Below are 11,854 nucleotides of genomic sequence, written 5' to 3'. Positions count from 1 at the left end.
TAAGCTGTTGTTTTTATACCCTTTCGCTTTGTTATCCTTCGCTGCCTGCAAAAAGGGCGGCACGGTTACCCCTTTCACAGCTAATGTTACCATCAGCGGAACGGAATGCACCACCGTTAAGATTGGCCGCAGGAGCGGACATCTGTAAACTACAACCGCCCGGGCGGCGCAGAGGGCGTGTTTTACGCACTTACCGACCCAAACTTGTGGCCCACTTACAAGGCAGGCACCATGCACAGCTACTCTGCCTGCTTCGAGGTTGCTTCGCGCCTCGGCAATGGCGGTGGGATTAGATCATATATAAAACACCCGTTACGGTTACCTGATGATCGTAATACTTCCCGATAAAACGGGGGATCCGTCGTGCAGGTTTATGATATAATAGTAGGTGCCCACTGGTAAATTAGCGCCCTTGTACCGTCCGTTCCAGGGCACGGCATAACCAATTGAGGCATATATTTTTGTTCCGTACCTGTTATATATACCAACGGCACAATTTGGAAAAGTATTCAAATATTGTATGTTCCAGGTATCGTTAATGTTATCGTTATTTGGCGTAAAAGTGTTTGGTATGGCTACAATTGCGGGCGCTACAGTGAGTTTCCCAAACACATAAGTAATTGAATAGTTAGGCGCACCGGCCGCGCTTACGGTAATTGGATATTCGCCGGGCGTTGATGTTGTTGCAGCAGTGGTGGTTATTAGGGGCAGCGACGTTAGTTGCGCGGGCCCATCGTTATTTTTAAAACCATTGTAGGTAACCGTTAGGGCAGGGTTTACTTGCCCGTAACTTTTGTTTTTATCATCGGCTGTAATGGTGAGCGGCGCGGGCTTTACTATGCTCGCCGGCATGGGTACAGAGGCATCGGTAGCGCTCTGGCTACTAAGTACAACATTGCCCATGTAACTGCCAACAGAGGCACTTGCTGCTAACCTGATATAAACAACGGTTGGGGCAATAGTACCTGCGGCGCCAACGGTAATGGTATTGCTAAAGGTGATATTATCGGCGCTAACCTCAAAACCAGGCGGGGGGCTCACCAGCACACCGGCCTGCATGTTTGCGCCATTCAAGGTAAATGATGTAGGTGCCGACGGTGTGCCATAAGTTGTTTGCAGCGGTTGTAACGTGCCCGTGACTGTAATAAGCGGTGGTTCTGCAGGCGCTACGGTGATGCTGAATTTAACAGGCGTACCGGTGCACCCGGTTTCGGGCATCACAAAATTGCCGAGGCCAAGCGGATGAGTGCCCAGGCCGACCGTGGTAATAACCTTATTAGCGACCGGATCGATAACCGACATCAAATCGGAACCGCTGCTTACAACATATAACAGGCTTCCATCCAAATTGAACGATTCGCCAGTGGGGTCCCCGCTGACATCTATCGTTGTGAGAACGCTGTTATCTGACGTATTTATTACCGACACCGTACCAGCCCCTGAATTCGTCACATATAGCCTGCTGCCGTCGGGGTTGGTAGTTACCCTCCAGGGCCACTTACCCGTGCTTATCGTGGAAACTATTTTATTCGTCTCCGTATTTATCACAATAACATTGTTTGAATTGGTATTCGCAACATATAACAACAAGCCATCGGGGCTCACACAAGCGTTGAAGGGCTGATTGCCCACCGCCATGGTGGATATAATGGCATTTGTTGCGGTGTTTATTATTAAAATACTGTTAGCCCCGTTAGATGAATGATTTGGGCTGTACAACCGGCTCCCATCCCTGTTCAGGGCTATCTCATAGGGAGATGCGTCGCTTAGCTGAATGGATTGGGTTATTGCGTTGGTCGCTGTGTTAATTATCGATATCGACTGTTTACCAAAATTGGCCACATACACCAGGTTCCCATCCGGACTTACTACTATGCCGGAGGGCAGCGAGCCACGCGGCAACGTAATAACCGACACCACCTTGTTGGTTACCGTGTTAATAACAGAAATATTATCCGCCGATTGATTGGCGATATATACGCGGGTGCCATCGGGGCTAACCGCTACACCCAACGGATCTTTGCCAACAGGAATTGTGGTAACCAACCTATTAGTAACAACATCGATAACCGAAACATCGTTAGATACTGCATTGGGGATATAGGCATTTGTTTGACGTACCGGCGTAACCGTAATTGTGGCGGTAAGAGGGGTAGTAAGGCTTGTATTTTTCACCGTAAATGGCGGGATATCCCCCGTGCCGCTGGCGGGCAAACCAATTGCGGGATTATCGTTGGTCCATGTATAAAAGGCTGTGTTGCCAACGAAATTAACCGCGTTAGTTGTTGATCCGTTCGGCAGCGGGCCCTGATCTGGCGGCCGGTTAACCATTGGCAAAGCATATACCATACCTATTACCTCTACACTTTGATCGGCGCTGCCCGCAGCGGTTAAAATTACATTACCTGCTATATAACCAACCGGCGCGGTTGCTGCCGCCCTTACATATAAGATCACATTACTTACAGCGCCATTTGATGGCGTAAGTGTAAGCGTATTGCTATAACCACTGCCGGCAGCAAGTGAAAGTTCAAAGCCCGGCGGGGCCGTTGCCGTAATGTTGCCGGTTAAATTAGCTCCCGAAACAGGAAATTGTGAAATGTTTGGGCTTGCAGATGCAATACCCGAGCAGGTGTAAATAATGCCACTGGCAATACCCACGCTGATGGTTGCGGCTGGACGCGACGGATTATTTAGCGCGAAAGTTTTTGGCAAAAAGGAGAATACAAACAGGAAGATACCCGTGAAAAGTAAAAATATTTTTGAACAACAGGGCTTGCGCATAAGAAGGTCCTTAAATTTTGTTCAATAACTATTTTATAGAAGCCAGGCAAAACCGGTCTATGGTGTTTATAAAAGGACCTCAAAATACGAAAATTATGCTTGTGTATCGCCGGCAATTGTTTTTATAACAGGGAATTAGCGTTTAAATTAATGCGAGCCGGGGCTTGCGCGATTCCCCTCTTGAGCGTAATAGCCCCGTGACCTGACAGGCGGATAATTCATAAGACGTTCCGGAACGCAAGGAGGTCCGTCCGCATTTTCTACCCATAAAACATCCCGAAGGGATGAAAAAAGAAAACGTTCCGGAGGAACGTCTTATGGGTAGAAAAGAACAATGACAATTTTCACGTTCCATAGGAACGTTTTATGAAATCTGTCTTATGATAGGCGATTTCTCTCTTGAGAGGGTGGAGAGGGGTGTGTTAGCCGTCAAGAAGCATAGCCTAACACAACCCACCGCGATTAATTCCATAAAAAAAGCGCATAAAATGGGTTATACGCTGCTACTCCCCTTTGTTGCCACATTTCATACGAAACCACGTATTTGTAGTACCTAACAAAGCGTTAACGCTAATACACGGGTGACGTAATGCCCCGGGATTAACTGCTGATAACCCAACGTTTGCGGTCGCACATATAGCATTTGTATATTTTGATAGGCATCCACCACAGTAACACTTTAACCCATTTGGGGCGTGGCGCCCTGAACCAATTTGTGGCACTGCATACACAGGCCTTCAGTGAAGGCTTTGTTGAAGAATTTGTAACCATTACCAGAGGAATAAAGGATATTAAATTATTTCTCTCTATTAGGGCTAACTGGTACTCAAATATAGCCAAATATTGTAATACATAGCGTGCCTTTTTTTTACAAAAAATCTAAATTGAATAAAGAGGTTGCTCGCGCTACGGAGAGTGCCCCCCTGCGGCCACCTAACAGAGCAGCATCGTTCTCCAACCTTGCCAATTGCGCAGCGGTTAACTTGCCCCCGCCTCAAACCGGGGGCGCGCCCAAGCGGCAGAAAACCCCGTCCAATCACTTAGAAAAACCTGGAAACCCACAGCCAAAACCGGCGCAAAAGCTGGAAAAAGCTGGAAATTTTTTTGTCGCGCGTAAACATCATTTTTAGCGAAAAACGGCCATTCCGTGCAAATAAGGCCCTTTTTGCCAATTGTAGAAAAAAGCCAAAAAAACCCACAAAAAAGTTCGAAAAACAAAGAAAAACACCGATTTTTCTCCGATTTCTTACGGTAAAAAGCGTGCCCGAAGAGGCAAAAAAACAAAAGATGGACCATCGCAGTCCGGCCCAATTTTCCCCGTTTTTTCCAAAATTTCTACAAAATAAAACCGGACAAGAAATTGAAAATGGCGAACCCTCCATCGCCCTTCCCAATGACCCAATGACTCAATGACTCAATGACCAAAAACATCTGCACATCTGAAATCCGCAACCTGTTAATAATCAATAAAATGTTAACAAATAAATCATGCGGATATAACGTTTAAGCAATAGTTAATCGCTTATTTTTATAGACCGTAAAAAGGTCGCGTACTAAAAATCATCTAAATGCATTTTTATGGCCTGGAAAAAATTCAGCGGGGAGATTATCCAAACACCCATTTTAGAAGAAGTAGAGCGTGCCATTGAGCGCGAAACCCTACTAGGCAATAAGCTTAAGGTTTGCATCGGCACCGATTCGCAGGTGAAAGGCTCGGTTACCGATTTCGCTACCGTCATCGTTTTCATCCGCGAAGCAAGGGGTGCTTTCATGTTCATCCACCAGGAGCGCACCTCCCAAAAGATGACCATCAAAGAGCGTATGCTCAACGAGGTGCAGAAATCCATCGACATTGCCTACAAACTCTGCGACCTGCTAGACCTATACGAGGTAGAACTGGAGGTGCACGCCGACATCAACACCAACCCGATGTTCAAAAGCAACCAGGCCCTGCACGAGGCCATGGGTTACATCCTCAGCATGGGCTTCGTGTTCAAAGCCAAGCCCGAGGCCTTCGCCAGTTCGTGCTGCGCCAATAAGATGGTGCAGTAGGGGTTTGGTGATTGGAGAGTAGTGAGCGTAGAATGGTTTTTGACTTTACTTCTTGTCTTGATTCTTGGTTCTTGCCTCTTAATTCTCAAAGCTAACATCTATATTTGGGCTACAAATACATAGCCTATGTCGCCGCTTATTGAAATTACCGACCCGCATATTTTAGATAACACCAGCATCCTCATTGATGTACGCGCCGGTGCCGATGCGCACGAGCGTTACCTGGCCGGGCACCTGCCCAATGCCGTATTCGCCGGCCTGGATGCCGACCTGGCCTCTAAACCCGCCGATGCTGCCTTCGGTGGTCGCCACCCGTTACCTGCCTTGGAAGATTTTGCTGCAACGCTTGCCCGCTGGGGCATTACACCCGATAGCCATGTGATTGTTTACGATGACAAGGCCGGTGCCATGGGCGGCGCACGCCTGTGGTGGATGCTACGCTCGATAGGCCACACCAACGTACAGGTGATAAACGGCGGCTTAAAGGCTGCAACCGATGCCGGCATGCCTTTGGCTACCGATGAGTACCAAAACGCAGCTGTAGAGCCCTACCCTATCCCTGCGGAGTACGCCAACACCGTGGATATAGAAGAAGTGAAAAAAGCTGCCGCAGATGAAGGCCGCGTGGTAATAGATGTGCGCGAGGGCGTGCGTTACCAGGGCCTTACCGAGCCGCTTGACCTTGTTGCGGGGCATATCCCCGGTGCGGTGAACCTCTTCTACAGCAACAGCCTCTCGCCCGAGGGTACTTACCTTACCAAACACGCGCTGGCCACACTCTACGCCGATACTATTGGCAAGGTAAAACCGCAGGACGTGATTGTGCATTGCGGATCGGGCGTTACAGCCTGCCACCTGCTGTTGGGCCTGGAGTATGCGGGTATCACAGGTCCTAAGCTATACGTAGGATCCTGGAGCGAATGGAGTCGTCGCGGGCTGCCTATTGGTACGGGATTGGATCAATAAATTTACATTGAAACGAAATTGCACTTAAATATTATCCCTTACTTGTGGCGTGAAAACATACGCATTAAAGCTTACGCAAAATTTACCCATCACCCTGGCAGAGGCCTGGGACTTTTTCTCGTCGCCGCATAATCTGGCCAAAATTACCCCGCCCGAGATGGATTTCGTGGTGACAAGCAACTATAACGGCGAGGCTAAGATGTACCCCGGCATGGTTATCACGTACAAGGTATCGCCGATAATGGGCATCAAGCTTAACTGGATGACGGAGATAACCCATGTAGAAGAAGGGAAGTATTTTGTAGATGAGCAACGCTTTGGCCCTTACGCCCTTTGGCATCATCAGCACCATTTTAAGGAGATACCCGGCGGCGTAGAGATGACCGATTTGCTGCACTACGCCATCCCTTTTGGCATCTTCGGCCGGTTAGCAAATAGCTTGTTTGTAGCCAATAAGGTAAAAGAGGTTTTCGAGTTCAGGACGAAAAAGGTTGTGGAGATTTTTGGGGAATATAAAGGGTAGCCTGTTAAGTTATCTAAAACGAGAAATTGATAAAGGCTCCTTATTTCCTCTCCAATAACCTATTTGCTAAATCTACTGAAAAAGCGTGCGCCCCCTTGTCGTTCAGGTGATAATCGTCGTAAAACAAGCTTGCATCAGTAAATGACGGGTTGTTTTCGTAACTGATGAAATGCACGTTGGGGTATTTTTTGCTGAAGCCTGTCAGGATAGCTATCGTGTTATCATCGGCCCCGAATGAGAAATAGATGGGCGAAACTACCAGCGTAATATCAACGTCTTTCTTGTTGAGGTCATTTAGAATGCTATCGAGCAAAGCGATGCGACTGGCAATTGCTTGTTCGTGTTTAAAGGGTAACATGGGGTGCTTCTCCAATACCGAGCTAAGTTTGGCGTAGCCATCGGTGGTATCGGGATTTACCCTGGTTGGGTGTATGGTTTCCGAGAGGATGTTATCCATCAATGCATTATAGGGGTATATTGCAGATAGCATCTTAAAATCCTCAAACTTGCTGTTGTACTTGATGAAGGGCTTAATGGCCGCGTTATCGTGGTAGGGCAACAGCAAAGAAAGGTTTCCTTCTTCGGAGGTAGCGAATTCGTCGGGGTAGATATCCAATATAATTTGCCTAGGCTTGTAGCGCTCCAACACTGCGGACATGGCCGCCAGATTATAGATGAGCTTATATCCTTCGCGGCCGCAATTGTAAAAAGTAGTGTTGAGCTTCGCCTCGAATGTTTTAGACACATACTGATGCATGGCCCTGGATGAACCAAACACCAGCGTTTGCGCCCGGGTTTTATTAAACACGTAGGTAACGTCGTTGAATTTCTGCTTGAAATAGAGGTGCCTGAGCAAAGCGCCGATGGAAAAATCAAGCAGTAGCAGTACAATTGCCAACAGTGCAAACTTCTTCAGGAAGCGGTTTATATCGGTTGTGGGTTTCTGCTGCATGTTAAAACTGGAAGTAAATAAACTGCGTTTTACCAAAAACTCCAAACAAAAGTATCAGCATAGCAAGCAGGCAATAGGTTGAATACCTCAGCAAAGGCTTACTATTATTTAAAAAGCTAACCTTGCCGAACAGGCCATACTCCTCAGAAACCTCCACCGTAACCACAATGAGTATGCCGATGATGGAATATCCAATCAGCCGGCGGTTGTTGGCGGTGAACAACTCGCCGTGCATAAACAGTATCTTGCCTAGTATGCTGAACGCCTCGGCCATGGAGCCCGACCTAAAAAACACGAACGCAAAGCAGGCAAAAGCAAAAGTGAGCAGGGTGGATAGCATTTTCGCCACCACTTCAGGCAGAAAGCCGAAAACCTTCTTCCGGGTTTTCTTAGTCAAAAACTCGTAGCACACCGCAATGCCGTTCACCAGCCCGAAAGAGATATACGTATAAGCCGCGCCGTGCCAAAGCCCGCTCACGAAAAAGGTTACCAGCAAGGCAAACACTACGGAAAATTTACCCCAATGGCGCTTCTGTACCATGATTGGCGTAAACAGGTAGGTATTGAACCATGTTGTAAGCGAGATGTGCCACCTGCGCCAGTATTCGGTGACGCTCTTGCTTAAAAAGGGGCGGTTAAAATTGGTTACCAGCTTAAAACCCATCACCTGTGCGCTGCCGATGGCAATATCCGAGTATCCCGAAAAATCGCAGTATATCTGGAAGGCAAAAAACACTACGGCAACCGCCAGTGTAGTGCCGTTATGATGCCCGTTGGCCATAAAAACGGCGTTTACATACAGCGCCAGCCTATCGGCTACAACCACTTTCTTAAAAAAGCCCCAAAGCATGCGCTTTAAGCCCCGGGTTACATTATCGTAGTCAAACTCATGCTTCTCATAAAACTGGGGCAGCATGTTCTGGGGGCCCTCTATGGGGCCGGCTACCAATTGGGGGTAGAACATCACATATAAAGCGTAGATGCCAAAATGGTGCTCGGGCTTTTGATGGCCCCTGTACACCTCTATAACATAAGCAAGGCTTTGGAAGGTGTGGAACGATAAGCCCACCGGCAATATAATACTTAAAGCCTGTATGGGGTAGTTCCAATGCGTCAGGTGGGCAACGAACCGCACATGGCTGTTAAAGAAGTTGAAGTACTTGAAAATAAAAAGCACCAGGCAGGTAGATACGATACTGATGATCAGATAGAGCTTCCGCCTTCGCCCTTCCGACCGGCTGATGTATATCGCCGCAAAATAATCGATAAGGATGGTAATGAATAAAATGAAGATATAAACCGGGATAAACGCCATGTAGAATATACAACTGGCAAAAAGCAGCAGGAACCACCTGAACTTATGGGGCACCAGATAATACAACAGCGTAACAAGCGGGAAGAAGATTAAAAACTCGAACGAATTGAAAAGCATTTACGATGATTTAGGGCCGCACAACACAGCTATTGCTGCATAAGTTCCGCGGCTTTATCTCCGGCAATTTCCATTGACCGATAATTCCCTAAAAATATAACTCCTTGCTTTAAAATTGGAATTTATTCGATTTAAAATTGGGAGGGCGGCGTATATGGCAATTAAAGAGAACGGAATTCCGGCGCATTATAAATGGGACCTCGAATGAAACGATGATGTTATCGGTAAGGAGAAATTTGTTACGCCGAACTGTTATATTTGATAAACCTAATCTGCAACTTCGTTGAGTAACCGGAAAAATATTTTTGAAATATTACCAAACCAGAAACTGCTGAAAAAGTATGTGATTGTGTTTTTTATCTCCCTGTGTACATTGCTATTGTGCGCACAGCTTATCGCACAATTATTTACTGTAAAACAGTTTGAAAAAATTCAGGGCAAAGTAATTCACAAACAGGTAACAGTAACATCATACCATGCAAACGGAAGGGGGAAGGGCATTCCAAACTATTCATTAGTAGTAGATTTGGATAATAAGAAATCGTACAATATCGACTTACGGAATAATGATTGGAGTATTGATACGATTATTAAAAAAGGCGATATCATCACTATTTACAATCCGTCGGTTATTTATAGGATACTAAGCCTGGATATACTTGATTTTGGGAGCCGCGTAAGCCAGGTTGAATTGGGTAGCAAAGTTATTTACAGCTTTGATGCGCATAAAAACAACGCAAGGCCCTTCATCGGCGTTCTAATGGCGGCCATCTGTTTGTTTTGTTATTTTCTGTACGATTTCTATAGAAATGGATGAAAAGTAAAACAGGTTGATTGCCGAAGCTATCGGTGAAATAAAAATCAGGTGAATCGTAAAAACCCGCTTAACGGCGAATCCCTCTTTAACACCTTAAAAACTTTATAACGTTAAAAATCCTGGTTCTATATCTTCAACACCGCCTGCAAGGCACCGCCATAGCCCACGCCCGAGTTGCGGCCCATAAAGGTGTAAAAGCCATTGGCAAAAAGCGAAAACCTACGGCTAAAGGTATGCCCTACGTTTATGGCCCCTTTGGTGAAGGCAAAATCGCGGTTTACGCTTAAATTTTGGCTGAATGATTTATTGGAACTGGAGGACCTTTGCCCGCCAATTTCGAAACTTATCTGGTTCTTTTTATTGATGGGGATACCTAACAGGGCCGAGTAAAGTATAACATTAGGACCCTGGGCATCAAAATAGCGGCGGTAACCAGCCTCTAGGTTAAAATAGCATCCCCGTAAGAAATTCTTATTGAAACTGCCGGTGTACATAAATTTTATTTCGGAACCGAAGGTGCCGTAACCCAGGTCTAATACATCTTCATCGTGTTTATAAAGCGGCGCAATGGCCGATACCTGTACCGAAAAATAGGCTTTATAATCAAAGTTTATCAGCGCATAGCTCAAGCCCGCCTGCAAATCGCCCAGGCCGAAACTTTGCTGGTAGGTTGTGCCTGCAGTTGTGGTGAACTGGCTTTGTTGGTTGGGTGCCAACACGTTTACAATAAGGTCTAACCGGCGGGTAATACCGTAGCCTACATAAAGCCCGTAAGCATAGCTGGTGAACTGGCTGTTTCCATCGGGCTTTACCTTTTTGCCGCTGCTGTTATATACATCTTTAGAGGTATAGTAATTGAATGATGGCACTACGATATTGCGATATTTACCAATGGGCCAGCCTGCAAAGGCCTGCTGATGTGCAGAGCCGATGATAACCAATAATAAACAAATGATGTAAACTTTTTTCATAGGTATCTGCTGTTTACGGCATCCTGAAATCTTCTTTCAGCCAGTAGTATTGAAATGTAAAGTAGGTAAAATTAACCTCATGCGCCTTATCGGCCACTACAAAATATTCGTTGCTGGTATTGGCAAATTTATTGAACATGCCAAAGCTGCAGCGTGGCGGGCAAAATTCATCGAGTAAGCCAATCCCCATCAGCACCTTACTTTCTACTTTGTCAGCGAAATTCTGGGGGTCGTAATAATCCCAAACCGCCAATAGCTTTTCTTTAGTAAAGCCGTTATGTTTCTTAATGTACTCATGAAACACCAGCGTCGGCCAGGTATCAACCGGGTAAGAACTACCTATAGCATACGAATCGTGCATATCGGCATACAGCGGCACCTGGAAGGTGCAAAGTTTCACGCGTTTATCCATGGCCGCCACAAACACCGCCAATGCGCCGCCCTGGCTACCACCCTCTACCACTATCTTTTCGGGATTCAGCCTCAGCTTTGCAGCGTTGGTGGTCAAAAAATCGACCGCGCGCAGACAATCCATATACGCGCCGCGGTAAATATACTTATCGCGGCTCTCTATATTCACTAGGTTATACTGTTTATAATCGGGTGCAATTACGTCGCGACTGTTGCCGTTACCGCGCACGTTGATGGTAAACACCGCAAAATCCTCCTTATCATAGTCGGGCTTCATATCAATGGTGTAACCCGGCACACGGTAAAGTATAGGGTAGTTTTTGCCGCCCTTTGGCACCGTGAGCCAACCGCGTATGGTAATGCCCTCCCACGATTTCATCTCGCACAGGTAAACAACCTTCTCTTTGGTCGATTTCTTTTTGTCTTCGGTAAATTTAAATTCGGGCTTAATATTTTTTAAGGTGTCAATAGTCCCCTGCCAAAAGGCATCAAAATCGGCAGGTTTGTGCAAGGTGGTTTTTATCTTTTCAGGGTCGATACCGAATACGCGTTTCACCGTATCATCATACGAAGTAAGGTTCAACATAAAATGCACTCTGTAAAAACCGGGGGCACCTTTTGGCAGCAGTACACTGTAAGTTTCCGAAGAATTTTTTATGAGATGTACCCACATGCTGTTGGTTGATAGCTGCTTAAAATCGTCGCTTAACACGTTATAGGTAAGTTTGCCGTCCTGGTTTTCTTTATAGGTGCTCTTTAATTTCAGCTTAAATTCAATATCGTCGCTTCCTTTAAAAAGGGCGTTTTTAGTACCTGGTTTCACCTCTATGAATACTTCGCCTTCATCTTCTTTATCGTCCTGCGCAAAGGCGCTGCAGCAGCCTGCCAGAACGATGCTTAGCGTAACAACATAAAATTTAAAGCCTCGTGATAGTCGCATTTTTAT

The 11,854-nt window shown here is 46.2% G+C and carries 11 protein-coding genes; 6 read left to right on the top strand and 5 right to left on the bottom strand.

All coding sequences use genetic code 11. From position 1 onward, the window contains the following. The first annotated feature begins 7 nt into the window (after nt 1-7). Nucleotides 8-148, top strand: a complete 141-nt coding sequence (locus AC1DXC_RS02720; RefSeq protein ID WP_477457593.1) for a hypothetical protein — start codon at nt 8-10, stop codon at nt 146-148. A gap of 170 nt (nt 149-318) precedes the next feature. Here the strand turns inward: AC1DXC_RS02720 and AC1DXC_RS02715 are convergent, their stop codons facing one another. Next, entirely contained in the window at nt 319-2,784 is a 2,466-nt protein-coding gene (locus tag AC1DXC_RS02715) for a T9SS type B sorting domain-containing protein (RefSeq protein WP_477457592.1), read from the bottom strand. 1,104 nt (nt 2,785-3,888) lie between these two features. On the opposite strand from AC1DXC_RS02715, the gene AC1DXC_RS02710 reads away from it, so the two are divergent. The 4 genes from AC1DXC_RS02710 to AC1DXC_RS02695 all read left to right on the top strand — a co-directional run bounded on the left by AC1DXC_RS02710 (nt 3,889) and on the right by AC1DXC_RS02695 (nt 6,325). Further along, nucleotides 3,889-4,197 (top strand): hypothetical protein, encoded by a 309-nt coding sequence (locus AC1DXC_RS02710; RefSeq protein WP_477457591.1) that lies wholly within the window; start codon nt 3,889-3,891, stop codon nt 4,195-4,197. 165 nt (nt 4,198-4,362) lie between these two features. After that, nucleotides 4,363-4,836, top strand: coding sequence for a ribonuclease H-like YkuK family protein (locus tag AC1DXC_RS02705; RefSeq protein ID WP_477457590.1), 474 nt, complete (start codon nt 4,363-4,365; stop codon nt 4,834-4,836). Between the two features lie 126 nt (nt 4,837-4,962). Next, nucleotides 4,963-5,802 (top strand): sulfurtransferase, encoded by an 840-nt coding sequence (locus tag AC1DXC_RS02700; RefSeq protein WP_477457589.1) that lies wholly within the window; start codon nt 4,963-4,965, stop codon nt 5,800-5,802. A 49-nt stretch (nt 5,803-5,851) separates the two neighbouring features. Then, nucleotides 5,852-6,325 carry an SRPBCC family protein gene (locus AC1DXC_RS02695; protein WP_477457588.1) on the top strand — a complete coding sequence of 158 codons (474 nt, stop codon included), beginning with the start codon at nt 5,852-5,854 and terminating at the stop codon, nt 6,323-6,325. A gap of 40 nt (nt 6,326-6,365) precedes the next feature. Here the strand turns inward: AC1DXC_RS02695 and AC1DXC_RS02690 are convergent, their stop codons facing one another. Both AC1DXC_RS02690 and AC1DXC_RS02685 read right to left on the bottom strand, forming a co-directional pair. Further along, nucleotides 6,366-7,277 (bottom strand): hypothetical protein, encoded by a 912-nt coding sequence (locus AC1DXC_RS02690; RefSeq protein WP_477457587.1) that lies wholly within the window; start codon nt 7,275-7,277, stop codon nt 6,366-6,368. 1 nt (nt 7,278) lies between these two features. Beyond that, a complete protein-coding gene (locus tag AC1DXC_RS02685; RefSeq protein WP_477457586.1) occupies nt 7,279-8,709 on the bottom strand; it encodes an MBOAT family O-acyltransferase in 1,431 nt (476 codons plus the stop codon). A gap of 283 nt (nt 8,710-8,992) precedes the next feature. Between AC1DXC_RS02685 and AC1DXC_RS02680 the strand changes: the two genes are divergently transcribed. Next, on the top strand, nt 8,993-9,526 hold the full coding sequence (locus AC1DXC_RS02680; RefSeq protein WP_477457585.1) for a hypothetical protein: 534 nt from the start codon (nt 8,993-8,995) through the stop codon (nt 9,524-9,526). A 125-nt stretch (nt 9,527-9,651) separates the two neighbouring features. Here AC1DXC_RS02680 and AC1DXC_RS02675 read toward each other — a convergent pair whose 3' ends face one another. Next, entirely contained in the window at nt 9,652-10,497 is an 846-nt protein-coding gene (locus AC1DXC_RS02675) for a hypothetical protein (RefSeq protein ID WP_477457584.1), read from the bottom strand. Nucleotides 10,498-10,510: 13 nt separating this feature from the next. After that, on the bottom strand, nt 10,511-11,848 hold the full coding sequence (locus tag AC1DXC_RS02670; protein ID WP_477457583.1) for an acetylxylan esterase: 1,338 nt from the start codon (nt 11,846-11,848) through the stop codon (nt 10,511-10,513). Nucleotides 11,849-11,854 lie beyond the last annotated feature (6 nt).

This window comes from Mucilaginibacter sp. P2_D11 (assembly GCF_056404435.1).
This window is presented reverse-complemented; position numbering and strand designations above follow the sequence as displayed.